Origin of the sequence: Bacillus sp. FSL K6-1145 (genome assembly GCF_038003425.1) — a bacterium.
Classification (GTDB): domain Bacteria; phylum Bacillota; class Bacilli; order Bacillales; family Bacillaceae; genus Bacillus; species Bacillus pumilus.
The window spans coordinates 2,807,134-2,820,947 of record NZ_JBBOPC010000001.1 but is presented as its reverse complement, the minus strand read 5'-3'; the positions used below and the strand labels follow the sequence as shown (position 1 = coordinate 2,820,947).

Below are 13,814 nucleotides of genomic sequence, written 5' to 3'. Positions count from 1 at the left end.
GGGCTTGAAGTCTAGTGAATAAGGCTTCTACACAAGAAAAAAGAGTATCTGATGCTGGATCAGACACTCCTTTCTTTTGCCTTCGACTGTGAGCGGACTGCCCATAAAAATAATGCACCAAATAGAAAAATGCCGGCGGTGACATAAAAGACAGCTGGAATCCCGTAATGACTCGCCACAATGCCGCCAATTACCGGACCGACAACATTCCCAAGAAAACGGAAGCTGACATTGTATCCAAGCACTTCCCCTTGCATAGAGGCAGGTGCTTTGATCCGAATATACGCCGTCGTACATGGAATAATCCCGCCAAGTGCCATCCCGTATAGAAAACGGAAAAGTACTAACATCGCATAGGAATCCGCCATTGCTTGCGGGATGAATAAAATAGAGGAGAGGATGAGAAGGGCAAGCAGCACCTTGTCGTGACCAATTCGATCTCCGAGATCTCCCCATTTTCGTGTAAAGAGCAGGTTGCCAAGTCCAGTTGCAGAGAACGCAAGACCTGCATAAAATGCGAGATTAACAGGACCGTGTAAATCATGAATGTATAAAGCCAAAAGTGGCTGAATGCTAAAGTTCCCTACTTGTGTAATAAACGTTAAAAGCATCGTGACGACAAGCAAGGGCTGTTTGAAAATATGAACGAGCACATCCTTCCGTGAGTAAGAAACGCGCCTCGCTTCTTTTGAACGGATGGGATGTTCTTTCACTCCGAAAATAATCACAATTGCTGACACATAAATGACAGCCGCTGTGAGGAAAAACGTATAAATAAATCCGACGCTGTCTGCCATGAATCCGCCCATTAATGGACCAAACAATCCTCCGGCGACATTACTCATCTGCATCGTTCCAAGGGTTTTACCTGCAGTTGCCTTTTCCGTCTGTGCAGAGATGAGTGCCATTGAAGTCGAGATAAAACCTGTGACAAGCCCCATGAAGAGCCGCAGGGCGAATAGCTGATAAACGGTTTGCACAAGCCCCATTAATAGAATACTTGTTGCGATCCCAATCCCGTTAATGAGCAAAATCTTTTTATAGCCATGCCGATCTCCAATCCGTCCCCAAATCGGAGAAATCAGAAAGGCCGTTAAAAACGTGACGCCAAAGACATAGCCGCTCCATCTTTGGACAAATTCATTTGAATAACTGCTATCAAGAGATTCTATGTAAAGTGATAAAAAAGGGACGATCATTGTAATGCTGGCAGATACAAAAAAGTTCACAAACCACATGATGTACAAGTTTTTCTTCCTGTTTGTGATAGAGACCACCTTCTTTATTTATTTCGTGTTCCTTAATAATTATAAAGGAAACTAAACGATCTTTCATCTGATGAATAGGTTGGGCATAGTGAATCTGCATTATTTTCAAGAAAATGAAGTGATTTCAAGGTCCGTCTTAATATAATGGTATCAGAATGAAAAACTGATGAAAAAGTGAGGTGAGACTGGTGGAACAGAAGACGGTGCTTGTGGTCGATTTTGAATTTACGATGCCTGATGGAAAGTATCATCCGCAAAATTTTTTTCCTGAAATTATTGAAGCTGGGGTAGTGAAAGCGGCAAGTGAAACGATCATAGACACGTTCTCTAGCTACGTCAAACCGAAAAAGTTCCCGAAGCTGACGAAGCGCTGTAAATCGTTCCTCGGTATTACGCAGCAGGATGTAGAGAGCGGAATTTCCTTTGAGGCATTTATCGAGAAGCTTGTGTCGCTAGATGGGGGAGAGGATTGTGAGATTATTACATGGGGCAATATGGACATGAAAGTGCTGAAGCAAAACTGTATGCTCAATCACATTGCCTTTCCTTTTAAGGGGAAGCTGAGGGACCTTGCCTTTGAATATAAAACCTTTTTTGGTGATCGCACACTGACAGGGCTTCGCAAGGCGGCAAAGGAATACGGCAGTGAAGGAGCTGGTAAGCATCATAAAGCACTAGATGATGCCATGACGACTTATCAGCTGTTAACCCTTTTTGAAAAAGACAGAGCCTATGTGGAAAATCCGCAAACAACCAAAATTGGTGAGCTGATCGATTTCTCACATTTTTTTGATTCGGCTGATTAGCGGGCGTCTTCTGGAAAATAATCTTTTTCGAGAGAAGATAGGCATGCTCTTGATTTTTCTGCCCATTTGGATTCATCCGCATGGAGCGCTTGTTTTAATTTTTCTACAGCTTCTTTTAGTGATACTTGATAATCTGGTATAACGCCATCATAAGGCTTCACCATATGATGAGGGATATTCGTCTGTTCACGATAGGCCAAAGCCCGTCTTTCTTGGAAAAAAGGCACGTCTGCTTCTTTTGGGTGATGCAGGTCGCCTTGAGTGGGATGTGTCAGAACGGCTTTTACTTGAACGAGATAGGCCGATGGTTTCACTGCTGTCACTTCCCCAATGTAAACACCTGTTTTATAAAATCCTTTCACAACGTGTCCAATTTGAATGTCTGTCATGTGAAATTCCTCCATTTCCTTCTCGTAGGAAGGTATTTCATTTCTTTTAGCCAATATAGTGAAGTAAACGAGCAAAAGGGGGAATGGCGAATGTTGTCGTTCATCGCACTCTTTCTACTGTATTTTCCTGAAGATAAAAGGGAGTACATCCCAGCGGCAATCACCACTGTGATTTTCTTTATGGCTGCATTTATTTGCTTTCGTCTGATCGTTCGTGCGTCTAAGAAGCAGGAGCGGATAGATGAAAAAAAGACAAAAAAAATGGATTGATCATTTTCTTCTTGTATCTTCAGGAAACTTCACGGTAACGGTTGTACCAGACTGCAGCGAGCTTTTGAAACGAATGGTTCCATGGTGATTTTCAATGATAGAAAATGTCACGGTCAGCCCAAGTCCAGTCCCTTTATTTTTCAATGTGTAATAGGGTTCGCCAAGCTTTTTCATTTGGCTTTCTGTCATTCCTACACCGTTATCCACGAAAAAAAGGCATATTTTATGATTTTCTTTTGAAGCATAAAGCTCAATTTTCCCTTCGTGTTCTGGGGCTGCTTCAATCGCATTTTTGATTAAATTAATCATGACTTGCTTGATCTTCGTTTCATCACCTTGAATGTATAAGTCAGGTTCAATGGATTGATGAATCGTGACCGATTTGAAATTCGCATAGGATGTCATCAGTGATGCACATTCCTCGAGTAATTTAGATAGGTTGAGAGATTCAATTTGATAATAATTTTGTTTCGCAATGTCAAGATAACTCGTAATAATATCCTGCGCCCTGTCTAACTCGGACAGAACGAGATTTTTATAATCTTTATTGGTTGATGTCTCTTTTGTATTGTCACTAGAAAAGAGCAATTGGATAAAGCCTCTCACCACTGTCAGCGGATTGCGTACTTCATGGGCAACGCTTGCAGCGAGTTCACTTACAATGGTCAGCTTTTCTGATTGGACGAGCTGTGTTCTCATTTGCGCATTTTCTTTGACGAATTCAATGGAATAGATACTTAGCACGAGAAAGAATATGTAGTAAAGAGTTGAGAAAAATAACTCAAGTAACTTCTGCTGCATAATAAAGGCCGGGCTGTATTCCATTAAGCTGACCGCAAATAGTCCAATGTAAATAAAGAATCCTTTGGATAAACCGATAAGCACTCCATACATCAGCTTTTTCAGCTTCGAATATTGACGCCATTTCCGGTAGAACAGAAATGGGATGAAAAAGTAAATCGGTACGACAATGAGTCCAACCCATAAAAAAGAGCCATACATCACGAATTTGACCATGGAACTTATCAAGATGGCGACGATCCCAGCTGTGTAGCCTCCATATAAAATGGCAAGTACAAGAGGGATGGATTGAAGGCCAGTCTGCAAGTCTAAAATCGAACCAACTGGATACATAATACATAGTGCTGAAGAGATGGATGCGAATACTGTGATGAGCAGTTTATTCGTTTTTGGGAAATGAGCAGGGGTCCGGCTTAGCCATAGCGCGTGATATAAAAAGATTGGAAATAGAATAAAAGATACATGGAGCAGAAAATCCTTGAACATTTCCATTTAAATGCTCTCCTCGTAAATAATAGTAATTCCTCTCATTATATCATTTCATGTACAAAGTAGATATGATAAAAGGAGGGTTTTTTTCTTTAAAAAGAACACCCGTGAGGATGTTCTTTTGATCATATAGGTCTTAATCAGATGATTGCGTAAACGCTTGATGAAGGCGTTTCAATCCTTCTTTGACTGTTGAAGTAGGACAGCCGAGATTCATCCGAATAAAGCCGTCTCCTTCGAGTCCGTACACGTGACCAATCTCTAGGATCACTTTGCCCTTTTTTAGCAAATTGCGTTTCAATTCCGCTTGACTGAATTGATAATCCCGAATGTCTAGCCACAATAAATAAGAAGCATCTGGTTTCATATAACGCATGTTTGGAAGATGTTCGTCAATATAGTCCATTGCCATTTTCATATTGCTTTCGAGATAAAGAACAAGTGCATCAAGCCACTCGTCGCCATGGCGGTAGGCTGCTTCCATCGCAGGGATCGCAAAAGCATTCAGTTTGGCCAGTCCGTTTCTTTGCATTTCATTGTTGAAAAGGGTTCTTTTTTCTTCATCGGAAATGATAATGGCAGATGCTTGGAGGCCAGCTAAATTAAATGTTTTACTTGGTGCAATGCACGTCACTGTGATATGTGCTATGTCGTCAGAAAGACTAGCAAATGGTACATGCGGCTTTCCGTATAGCATCAAATCAGAATGAATCTCATCTGAAACGACTGTGACACCGTGCTTGATACAGAGGTCTCCTACTCGCTTTAACTCTTCTTTTGACCACGCTCTTCCGGACGGATTATGCGGATGACAGAGGAACATGAGCTTCGCTTCTGGTCTGCTTAATTTTTTCTCTAAATCATCAAAATCCATGACATAGCGGTTGTTTTCTATTTTTAAAGGATTGGTTGAGACTGTTCGTCCATTTCGTTCAATCATTTGATAAAAAGGAGTATACACAGGGGATTGTATGACGACTTCGTCACTTGGTTTTGTATAGGCTTGGACTGCAAAACTAAGTGCCGTGACAATCCCAGGTGTGAAGGTGACAGCTTCTGTCTGGATCGACCACCCGTGTCTTCTTTTGAGCCATTCAGCTACTGCCTGCTGCGTATCCTGATCTTGAAAAGCATAGCCAAATACACCGTGATCCAATCGCTTTTTTAATGCATCAAGGACGACCTGCGGCGCTTTAAAATCCATATCGGCTACCCACATTGGCAGCGCATCTGTAGTAAGGAATAAAGACTCTGCTTGATCCCATTTCACTGATTTTGACCCTTTACGTATGATCTGTTCGTCGAAATTCATGAAACCCACCTCTAGCCGTTTTTCAACCATTGTTGGTTGTGCTAAAATAAACATCACAAAATTTATTATAAGCGGTGATACCGATGAAAGATAGTCAAGCTGTAGAAGAGATGATTCAACTCATTAAGGCATGGGACCCTTTTCAATATGGGGAGGACTTTTATGAAACGGAGCCTGCTGACGTCATCAGTGCATTATACGACGCAGAAGACTCTTTATCTTTAGCAAAAGACATTCAAGCCATTTATCATCACTCATTTGAGCAGCTCCTGCCTTTTGAGAGCTGTCAACATATAGCGAATCAGCTTTTCGTCATACGAGACAGCAGCTCCTGCACACGCTAAGACAGGCTGAAATGTCCGATTTGATCAGACACAAAGACCGGATTTTCCTCAGGAACGAGGTGCCCGGTTTTTTTTAATGCGTGCAAGGTCGAGTTTGGCAGATCCTTGTGCAGCCTCTCTCCTATTTGGATGGGAACGATTCGATCTTCCTCACCCCAAATGAGCAGCACGGGTGTCTCCATTTTCTTTAGGACATCCGAGGTCAAATCCCCTTCCCGGTGCCGAATCAAGCGGAAAATCCCTCGGAAAATTTGATCATCAGAAAAAGGCTTTAAATATCCATCCACCATCTCTTGATCAATGATGGAATGATCATGCACAACAGCCGTTAAATTTTTCATGATGCCTTGCTTCAAGAGCTTTCTTTTAAGATAGAGATAAAAATAAGGAATATATGTGCTGTAAACAACTGATCTCTTTGATTTATTTAAATATCCTGAGCTGCACAAAAGGACCGCCTTTTCAAATAGGTCTGGCCGTTCAGATGTGGCATATAAAGCAATTTGGCCGCCCATCGAATGACCCACAAGGATCGCATGCTGAATCTGTAAGTAACCAGCTAGCTCGATAATGATCTTTGCCATGTTGCGATAGCTGTAAATAAACGTATTCGACTTCTCGGACTGTCCAAATGGCGGCAGATCGATCGCGATTAAATTGAAGTCTTGTTTCAGAAGCGGGATGAGCTTTCGATAGCTGAAGGTAGAAGAGAAAAGACCATGAATTAAGATCAATGTTTTCTTCCCCTGATTTGGATAGTGCTCGTAATAGATGTCTAAACCGAATTTACTTTTCATATAAGCTGGCTGAACAATGTCCATACTCATCACTCCGATACTTGATACTCTCTCTGTTAGGTGACTGTATTGTACCCTAAAAAGTGGATTTTAAGCTATGGTTAGCATCTTTTCCCTGCTTAGCATAATGGGAAAAACGTGCTATAATGTTCAGAAGATTTTTTAAAACTAGCTTTTTACAATCTGAGGTGTGAAATTAAATGAAACTAACAGAAAAAGAAACTGAAATATTAGAGATTTTAGATGAAAACAGCCGTGCCGATTTAAATACAATTGCAAAAATGGCAGGCGTGACAACAGAAGAAGCAGAAGCAATTATTCAAAAACTTGAAGATCAAAAAGTCATTATTGATTACTCAACCATGATTGACTGGCGTAAAGTAGATGGTCACGAAGGCGTCACAGCCATGATTGATGTCAAAGTGACACCAAAAAGAGGCGTCGGATTTGATGAAATTGCTGAACGTATTTATCGCTTTCAGGAAGTGGAGTCTGTCTATCTCATGTCAGGTGTTTACGATCTATCTGTTGTGATCCGCGGAAGATCTATGTCTGATATTGCCCGCTTCGTGTCTGAAAAATTATCGACACTTGATTCCGTTGTTTCAACAACTACCCACTTTATTTTGAAGAGATATAAACATGATGGGAAAGTGTTTGAAACAGGAGACGATGACAAAAGAATCGTGGTGTCACCTTAAATGAAAAAGTCTTATTTATCTGAAACGGTACAAAGCATTCAGCCGTCAGGTATTCGGAAATTCTTTGATTTGGCAGCCACAATGGAAGGGGTCATTTCCCTTGGTGTCGGCGAGCCAGATTTCGTGACAGCTTGGAATGTCAGAGAAGCAAGTATTATGTCATTAGAACAAGGGCTTACCTCTTATACGGCGAATGCAGGGTTATTATCTTTGCGAAAAGAATTGAGCAACTATTTATATAAGCGGTTTCACATTGAATACAGTCCTGAAGAAGAACTGATTATCACAGTTGGCGGAAGCCAGGCACTTGATTTGGCGTTTCGTGCGATTTTAAACAGCGGGGATGAAGTGATCATTCCAGAGCCTTGTTTCGTAGCATATGGGGCCCTTACGACACTTGCGGGCGGAGTACCTGTTTATTTAAGTACATCGGCTGAAAAAGATTTCAAAGCAGACTCTACGGATCTTCGCACGAAGCTGACGCCTAAGACAAAAGCGATCCTGCTTTGCTCACCGTCAAATCCAACTGGTTCTGTCTATTCAAAGGAAGAGCTTGAAGATATTGCTCAATTTGCAAAAGAGCATGACCTTCTCATTATCACAGATGAGATTTACGCAGAGCTGACGTACGATGAAGCTTTTACAAGCGTTGCGGCAATTCAAGATATGAAGGAAAGAACGATCCTCATTTCAGGCTTTTCAAAAGGGTTTGCTATGACTGGCTGGCGCTTAGGATATGTGGCAGCACCACCTGTACTGCGCGATGCCATGCTGAAAATACACCAATATTCTATGATGTGCGCGCCCTCAATGGCACAATATGCAGCAGAAGAAGCCTTGAAAAACGGGCTTGAAGATGTAGAGAAAATGAAGAAAAGCTACAGAAGGCGGCGAAATTTGTTTGTCGGCTCTTTGAATGAACTGGGGCTCACATGTCACCAGCCAAACGGCGCATTTTACGCTTTCCCGTCCATTAAAACGACGGGCATGACGTCAGAACAATTTGCTGAGGAGCTGCTCCTAAGTGAAAAAGTAGCCGTAGTCCCTGGTAATGTCTTCGGACCGAGTGGTGAAGGTCATATTCGTTGTTCATATGCTTCGTCTCTTGACCATCTTCAGGAATCACTTTCAAGAATCCAGCGCTTTTTGCAGGAACGACAAGTGAAAGAAGAAGCACCTGCCATCATCAAATAAAAAAAGGCATCAATCCATTAGGACTCATGCCTCTCAAATTAGGGGGGAATACTAGAAAGCATTCTTGTTTTCAGGTATTCCCCCTTTTGAACTGATCTAAACCCAATTAAAAAATATTTTGCGTAAAAGACCGTTCTGTGATATAGTTTTTAATTGCGTATAAACGAATATTAAAACATTTATTTAGGAGTTGTTATCATGGCGACAAAGTTTGAAGTAGGCAGTGTTTACACTGGTAAAGTAACAGGATTACAAGCGTATGGTGCGTTTGTTGCATTAGATGAAGAAACTCAAGGACTTGTGCATATTTCTGAAGTAACACATGGTTTCGTAAAAGACATCAACGAGCATCTTTCAATTGGTGACGAAGTTCAAGTGAAAGTTCTTTCTGTTGATGAAAAAGCTGGTAAAATCAGCCTTTCTATCCGTGCTACACAAGAAGCACCTGAAAGAAAAGAAAGCAAACCAAAGAAACAAAGACCACAGCAAGTGAAAGAAGAAGCTGCTACACCACAAGGTTTCAATACACTTAAAGATAAACTTGAAGAGTGGATTGAGCAATCTAACCGTAAAGATTTGATCAAGAAATAAAAAAAGCACCGCTTCAAACGGTGCCTTTGGCTGCCTCGTATAGGCGGCCTTTTTTATGTCTTTTTGTTTAGCGAACCTCTGGATTCGGCTCGTCACGGCGAACAGCTTCTTCGCTTGGCTTGAACAATAGACCAAGGTTAACAAGACCTGCAATTCCAACAAGACCATAAATAATACGTGATAATGCAGAGCCTTGTCCGCCAAAGATCGCTGCTACTAAGTCAAATTGAAAAAAGCCGATTAGTCCCCAGTTAATAGCACCGATAATCGTGAGCACGAGGGCAATACGCTGAATAGCACTCATCGTGATTCCTCCTTTCGCTACAGCATCAATACATTTATATTTTGCAGATTTTTAGCCAAACTATGCGTAAGAAAATGGATTAAAGCAAATTACTTTACTTTTGGAATGATTGAGGCGCATAATGTAGCGCGAGGAGGAGATCAAATGGATCGATTTACTTATTGGAACCCAACGAAATTAATATTTGGAAAGGGAGAAGTTTCAGCCCTTTCAGATGAACTCAAACACTACGGAAAAAACGTATTACTTGTATATGGTGGAGGCAGTATTAAACGAAACGGCCTTTATGACCAAGTTGTCAGCATCCTAAAAGAATCAGGAGCTGCAATCACTGAACTTGCTGGTGTTGAGCCAAACCCGCGCTTAACAACAGTAAGAAAAGGGGTTGAGCTTTGCAAAGAGAACAACGTTGACTTTATTTTGGCAGTTGGCGGCGGCAGTGTTATTGATGCAACGAAAGCGATCGCAGCCGGAGCCAAGTACGATGGAGATGCTTGGGATATCGTGACGCGTAAGCATGTCCCAATGGAAGCAATTCCGTTCGGTACGGTGTTAACCCTTGCTGCAACAGGTTCTGAAATGAACTCTGGATCAGTGATCACAAACTGGGAAACAAATGAGAAATATGGCTGGGGAAGTCCAGCAGTTTTCCCTAAATTCTCTATTCTTGATCCAGTGAACACGTTCACTGTGCCAAAAAACCATACGATTTATGGCATGGTTGATATGATGTCTCACGTGTTCGAACAATATTTCCATCACACGGAAAATACACCTTACCAAGACCGTATGTGTGAAGGGCTTCTTCGTACGGTCATTGAAACAGCTCCGAAGCTGATCAACGATCTTGAGAACTATGAGCTGCGTGAAACGATCTTATTCACTGGTACCATTGCGCTCAATGGTATGCTGTCAATGGGAGCACGCGGTGACTGGGCATCTCACAACATCGAGCATGCGGTATCTGCTATCTATGATATCCCTCATGCAGGCGGACTTGCGATCTTGTTCCCGAACTGGATGAAGCATGTCATTCAGGAAAACCCAGGCCGCTTTAAACAATTAGCGGTACGCGTATTTGATGTGGACCCTGCGGGCAAAACAGACGAAGAAGTAGGCTTAGAAGGAATCGACAAATTGTCAGCTTTCTGGACAAGTCTTGGCGCACCGAACCGTTTAGCGGACTATGATATCAACGATGAGAAAATTGATTTAATCGCAGATCGTGCAATGGCACGCGGTGAATTTGGTCAATTTAAAAAGCTAAACAAAGAAGATGTTCTAGCTATTTTGAATGCTTCTTTATAATCAAACAAAAAAAGATAATTGCTTTCGAGCAGTTATCTTTTTTTGAGTTCGACGTGTACATATGTTAAAGTAGTCTTTCATGTTTTTGGATATATACGCTGTAAGGAGATGTATCAGCAGATGGAAAATTTTATTTATTATAATCCAACGAAATTAATGTTTGGAAAAGGACAACTAGACGGACTAAAAAGCGAACTCGCTCGTTATGGAAAACGAGTGTTACTTGTATATGGTGGAGGCAGCATTAAGAAAAATGGTCTTTATGATAATGTGATCAGCGCGTTAAATGAAGCAGAAGCTGACGTATTTGAGCTGTCAGGTGTTGAACCAAACCCGCGCCTCACCACAGTGAAAAAAGGAATCGACATCTGCCAAAATGAAAAAATTGATTTCCTATTAGCTGTTGGCGGCGGCAGTGTGATCGACTGTACAAAAGCGATTGCAGCCGGAGCGGAATATGACGGAGATGTGTGGGACATTATCTCAAAGAAAACAACCGCTCAAAAAGCATTGCCGTTTGGCACAGTGCTCACACTTGCGGCAACTGGTTCAGAAATGAATCCAGACTCTGTCATCACAAACTGGGAAACAAATGAAAAATATGTGTGGGGCAGTTCAGTCACTCATCCTACTTTTTCAATTTTAGACCCTGAGCATACTTATTCAGTGCCAGAAAACCAGACGGTGTACGGCATGGTCGATATGATGAGCCACGTCTTCGAGCAATACTTCCATAATGTCAAAAACACGCCTTTACAGGATCGGATGTGTTTTGCTGTTCTTCAAACAGTCATTGAGACAGCACCAAAACTGCTTGAAGACTTACAAAACTATGAGCACCGTGAAACGATCCTTTACGCAGGAACGATCGCTTTAAATGGCACGTTGCAAATGGGTTACTTTGGCGACTGGGCGTCCCATACGATTGAGCATGCAGTATCGGCTGTCTATGACATTCCGCATGCAGGCGGACTTGCGATCCTCTTCCCAAATTGGATGCGTCATACACTCGATCACAATGTGGATCGCTTTAAAAATCTCATGCTAAACATGTTTGACATCGAGACAGAAGGAAAATCTGATCGTGATATCGCATTAGAAGGTATCGACAAGCTGTCAGCATTCTGGACAAGCCTCGGTGCACCAAGCCGTCTAGCAGATTATGACATTGGTGAAGATCAGCTGGACAAAATTGCCGACATTGCGGCGAAAGAAATGGAATACGGTGGTTTTGGTAACTTTATGAAACTTGGTCGTGATGACATTCTTTCTATTTTGAAAGCTTCTTTATAATCCTGCTTGCCGTTTCTCTCTATGAGAAACGGCTTTTTGCTATCGGAGTGACGATCACTTGATTTCAATAGCTAGTTCCGCTAAAGTGAAAGGGACAGAACTAACGTAATGGAGGGCTTACAAGCGATGACACATATTCAATTTGACTACTCAAAAGCGTTACCTTTCTTTCAAGAGCATGAGCTTACATATTTAAAAGATTTTGTGAAGGTGGCCCATCATAATATTCATGAACAAACGGGTACAGGCAGTGATTATTTAGGCTGGGTTGACTTGCCGAAGCAATATGATCGCGAAGAATTTGCCCGCATTAAAAAAAGTGCAGATAAAATTAAGTCAGACTCTGATGTCTTGCTTGTTGTCGGAATCGGCGGTTCGTATCTCGGCGCACGTGCGGCGATTGAATTTTTGAACCACTCTTTCTATAACACGCTGCCAAAAGGCAAACGCAAGACGCCGCAAATCATCTTTATTGGAAACAACATCAGTTCTTCTTATTTAACAGATGTGATGGATCTATTGGAAGACGCAGATTTCTCTATTAACGTCATTTCAAAATCTGGTACAACAACAGAGCCAGCGATTGCGTTCCGCATCTTTAAAAAGCTCCTCATTGAAAAATACGGTGCCGAAGAAGCGAAAAAACGTATTTATGCAACAACTGATAAGGCACGCGGTGCATTGAAAACATTAGCAACAGAAGAAGGCTACGAATCATTTATCATCCCTGATGATGTAGGTGGACGTTATTCAGTCTTAACAGCAGTGGGTCTATTGCCAATCGCTGTGAGCGGTGCAGACATTGATCAGATGATGGAAGGTGCGGCAAAAGCAAGCGAAGACTTCGCTTCATCTGAGCTTTCTGAGAATGCGGCATACCAATATGCTGTCGTCCGTAATGTCCTTTACAATAAAGGCAGAACGATTGAAATGCTGATTAACTATGAGCCAGGACTGCAATACTTTGCAGAATGGTGGAAACAATTATTCGGTGAAAGTGAAGGGAAAGATGAAAAAGGAATCTATCCTTCATCTGCGAACTTCTCAACAGATCTTCATTCACTTGGTCAATATGTTCAAGAAGGAAGAAGAGACTTGTTTGAAACAATCGTTAATGTAGACAAGCCTCGTCATGAGCTTGTCATCGAAGCAGAAGAACAAGACCTTGATGGCTTGAACTATCTAGCAGGAAAAACGGTTGATTTCGTTAATAAAAAAGCATTTGAAGGAACGATGCTTGCTCATACAGATGGAAAAGTACCGAATCTGATCGTCACAATTCCTGAGATGGATGCTTATACATTCGGATATCTCGTTTACTTCTTTGAGAAAGCATGCGCGATGTCTGGATATCTACTAGGCGTTAATCCATTCGACCAGCCTGGCGTAGAAGCTTATAAAGTGAATATGTTTGCTTTATTAGGAAAACCAGGCTTCGAAGAGAAAAAAGCCGAGCTTGAAAGCCGACTGAAACAATCGTAAGAATGAAAAGCACACCTTTCAGCGTGATAGAAAACCTTTGAAGTCTAGGAAGGGCGAGCACTGGCGCGGAGCGAATTTAACATTCGTGAGCACCAAGCGCGCAGACCTGACAACGAATGCAAGGGTTTGTCTACACGCTGAGCACACCTTTGAAGGGTGTGCCTTTTTTATTTTCGCACGGTTCCTGTGCAAGCCTCCTTTCGCTCTGTACATAGAATAATGAGTAGAGGAGGGTGAAACATGAGAACGAATCATATTTACATTCACGATATTTCTGGCCAGGCAATCGTCAACTTTGGCAATGTCGGACGCATTTGTCCTATGAGTGCTACGAAGGAAACATCAGGGTCCGGCAGTGCGAACGAGACGAATCAATCATCCAATCAAAGCTTATTTGATGCCACTTTTTCAAACAATGTACAAATCACGAGAGATAGATGTATGAATTCCTCTCTTTAACGAAAC

The 13,814-nt window shown here is 41.9% G+C and carries 16 protein-coding genes; 10 read left to right on the top strand and 6 right to left on the bottom strand.

Features of this window, described 5'->3' with window-relative positions:
* Nucleotides 1-59: 59 nt before the first annotated feature.
* Nucleotides 60-1,238 carry an MFS transporter gene (locus MHH41_RS14405; protein ID WP_249118190.1) on the bottom strand — a complete coding sequence of 393 codons (1,179 nt, stop codon included), beginning with the start codon at nucleotides 1,236-1,238 and terminating at the stop codon, nucleotides 60-62.
* Between the two features lie 218 nt (nucleotides 1,239-1,456).
* On the opposite strand from MHH41_RS14405, the gene kapD reads away from it, so the two are divergent.
* Nucleotides 1,457-2,074, top strand: a complete 618-nt coding sequence (kapD, locus tag MHH41_RS14400; protein WP_003213730.1) for a 3'-5' exonuclease KapD — start codon at nucleotides 1,457-1,459, stop codon at nucleotides 2,072-2,074.
* Here the strand turns inward: kapD and MHH41_RS14395 are convergent.
* Nucleotides 2,071-2,463: a kinase-associated lipoprotein B gene (locus MHH41_RS14395; RefSeq protein ID WP_284907292.1), complete on the bottom strand. Its 393-nt coding sequence runs from the start codon at nucleotides 2,461-2,463 to the stop codon at nucleotides 2,071-2,073. The two genes, kapD and MHH41_RS14395, sit on opposite strands and share 4 nt — an antisense overlap.
* 90 nt (nucleotides 2,464-2,553) lie before the next feature.
* On the opposite strand from MHH41_RS14395, the gene MHH41_RS14390 reads away from it, so the two are divergent.
* Nucleotides 2,554-2,733, top strand: a complete 180-nt coding sequence (locus MHH41_RS14390) for a hypothetical protein (protein WP_003213469.1) — start codon at nucleotides 2,554-2,556, stop codon at nucleotides 2,731-2,733.
* On the opposite strand, the gene MHH41_RS14385 is transcribed toward MHH41_RS14390, so the two are convergent.
* On the bottom strand, nucleotides 2,734-4,026 hold the full coding sequence (locus tag MHH41_RS14385) for an ATP-binding protein (protein ID WP_095117872.1): 1,293 nt from the start codon (nucleotides 4,024-4,026) through the stop codon (nucleotides 2,734-2,736).
* 133 nt (nucleotides 4,027-4,159) lie between these two features.
* Nucleotides 4,160-5,335, bottom strand: coding sequence for a MalY/PatB family protein (locus MHH41_RS14380; RefSeq protein WP_340866479.1), 1,176 nt, complete (start codon nucleotides 5,333-5,335; stop codon nucleotides 4,160-4,162).
* Nucleotides 5,336-5,418: 83 nt separating this feature from the next.
* Here MHH41_RS14380 and MHH41_RS14375 point away from each other — a divergent pair, with 83 nt between their 5' ends.
* Entirely contained in the window at nucleotides 5,419-5,679 is a 261-nt protein-coding gene (locus tag MHH41_RS14375; RefSeq protein WP_003213422.1) for a YugE family protein, read from the top strand.
* Here MHH41_RS14375 and MHH41_RS14370 read toward each other — a convergent pair.
* Complete coding sequence (locus MHH41_RS14370) at nucleotides 5,676-6,500, bottom strand: alpha/beta fold hydrolase (RefSeq protein ID WP_137054471.1); 825 nt, start codon at nucleotides 6,498-6,500, stop codon at nucleotides 5,676-5,678. The two genes, MHH41_RS14375 and MHH41_RS14370, sit on opposite strands and share 4 nt — an antisense overlap.
* Before the next feature lie 176 nt (nucleotides 6,501-6,676).
* On the opposite strand from MHH41_RS14370, the gene MHH41_RS14365 reads away from it, so the two are divergent.
* The 3 genes from MHH41_RS14365 (at nucleotide 6,677) to yugI (ending at nucleotide 8,962) form a co-directional block, all read left to right on the top strand.
* Nucleotides 6,677-7,177, top strand: coding sequence for an Lrp/AsnC family transcriptional regulator (locus MHH41_RS14365; protein ID WP_003213765.1), 501 nt, complete (start codon nucleotides 6,677-6,679; stop codon nucleotides 7,175-7,177).
* The gene (locus MHH41_RS14360) at nucleotides 7,178-8,371 is read left to right on the top strand and encodes an aminotransferase (protein WP_327839898.1); all 1,194 of its coding nucleotides are present in this window, start codon (nucleotides 7,178-7,180) and stop codon (nucleotides 8,369-8,371) included.
* A gap of 198 nt (nucleotides 8,372-8,569) precedes the next feature.
* Nucleotides 8,570-8,962, top strand: coding sequence for a S1 domain-containing post-transcriptional regulator GSP13 (gene yugI / locus MHH41_RS14355; RefSeq protein ID WP_003213420.1), 393 nt, complete (start codon nucleotides 8,570-8,572; stop codon nucleotides 8,960-8,962).
* Between the two features lie 67 nt (nucleotides 8,963-9,029).
* Here the strand turns inward: yugI and MHH41_RS14350 are convergent, their stop codons facing one another.
* Entirely contained in the window at nucleotides 9,030-9,266 is a 237-nt protein-coding gene (locus MHH41_RS14350) for a DUF378 domain-containing protein (RefSeq protein ID WP_003212952.1), read from the bottom strand.
* Nucleotides 9,267-9,410: 144 nt separating this feature from the next.
* Here MHH41_RS14350 and MHH41_RS14345 point away from each other — a divergent pair, with 144 nt between their 5' ends.
* The 4 genes from MHH41_RS14345 (at nucleotide 9,411) to MHH41_RS14330 (ending at nucleotide 13,808) form a co-directional block, all read left to right on the top strand.
* Complete coding sequence (locus tag MHH41_RS14345) at nucleotides 9,411-10,574, top strand: iron-containing alcohol dehydrogenase (RefSeq protein ID WP_050944032.1); 1,164 nt, start codon at nucleotides 9,411-9,413, stop codon at nucleotides 10,572-10,574.
* Nucleotides 10,575-10,694: 120 nt separating this feature from the next.
* On the top strand, nucleotides 10,695-11,867 hold the full coding sequence (locus tag MHH41_RS14340) for an iron-containing alcohol dehydrogenase (RefSeq protein WP_340866478.1): 1,173 nt from the start codon (nucleotides 10,695-10,697) through the stop codon (nucleotides 11,865-11,867).
* A gap of 126 nt (nucleotides 11,868-11,993) precedes the next feature.
* Nucleotides 11,994-13,349: a glucose-6-phosphate isomerase gene (locus MHH41_RS14335; protein WP_012011080.1), complete on the top strand. Its 1,356-nt coding sequence runs from the start codon at nucleotides 11,994-11,996 to the stop codon at nucleotides 13,347-13,349.
* A 240-nt stretch (nucleotides 13,350-13,589) separates the two neighbouring features.
* Nucleotides 13,590-13,808, top strand: coding sequence for a spore germination protein (locus tag MHH41_RS14330; protein WP_003213169.1), 219 nt, complete (start codon nucleotides 13,590-13,592; stop codon nucleotides 13,806-13,808).
* Nucleotides 13,809-13,814: the final 6 nt, after the last annotated feature.

Excerpts from the sequence above, each read along its gene's own strand:
- MHH41_RS14395 (WP_284907292.1), bottom strand. The coding sequence starts at position 2,463 with ATGACAGACATTCAAATTGGACACGTTGTGAAAGGATTTTATAAAACA.
- MHH41_RS14330 (WP_003213169.1), top strand. The coding sequence starts at position 13,590 with ATGAGAACGAATCATATTTACATTCACGATATTTCTGGCCAGGCAATC.
- MHH41_RS14370 (WP_137054471.1), bottom strand. The coding sequence starts at position 6,500 with ATGGACATTGTTCAGCCAGCTTATATGAAAAGTAAATTCGGTTTAGAC.
- MHH41_RS14360 (WP_327839898.1), top strand. The coding sequence starts at position 7,178 with ATGAAAAAGTCTTATTTATCTGAAACGGTACAAAGCATTCAGCCGTCA.
- MHH41_RS14375 (WP_003213422.1), top strand. The coding sequence starts at position 5,419 with ATGAAAGATAGTCAAGCTGTAGAAGAGATGATTCAACTCATTAAGGCA.
- MHH41_RS14335 (WP_012011080.1), top strand. The coding sequence starts at position 11,994 with ATGACACATATTCAATTTGACTACTCAAAAGCGTTACCTTTCTTTCAA.
- MHH41_RS14340 (WP_340866478.1), top strand. The coding sequence starts at position 10,695 with ATGGAAAATTTTATTTATTATAATCCAACGAAATTAATGTTTGGAAAA.
- MHH41_RS14380 (WP_340866479.1), bottom strand. The coding sequence starts at position 5,335 with ATGAATTTCGACGAACAGATCATACGTAAAGGGTCAAAATCAGTGAAA.
- MHH41_RS14365 (WP_003213765.1), top strand. The coding sequence starts at position 6,677 with ATGAAACTAACAGAAAAAGAAACTGAAATATTAGAGATTTTAGATGAA.
- MHH41_RS14350 (WP_003212952.1), bottom strand. The coding sequence starts at position 9,266 with ATGAGTGCTATTCAGCGTATTGCCCTCGTGCTCACGATTATCGGTGCT.
- yugI (WP_003213420.1), top strand. The coding sequence starts at position 8,570 with ATGGCGACAAAGTTTGAAGTAGGCAGTGTTTACACTGGTAAAGTAACA.
- MHH41_RS14390 (WP_003213469.1), top strand. The coding sequence starts at position 2,554 with ATGTTGTCGTTCATCGCACTCTTTCTACTGTATTTTCCTGAAGATAAA.
- MHH41_RS14385 (WP_095117872.1), bottom strand. The coding sequence starts at position 4,026 with ATGGAAATGTTCAAGGATTTTCTGCTCCATGTATCTTTTATTCTATTT.
- MHH41_RS14405 (WP_249118190.1), bottom strand. The coding sequence starts at position 1,238 with ATGTGGTTTGTGAACTTTTTTGTATCTGCCAGCATTACAATGATCGTC.
- MHH41_RS14345 (WP_050944032.1), top strand. The coding sequence starts at position 9,411 with ATGGATCGATTTACTTATTGGAACCCAACGAAATTAATATTTGGAAAG.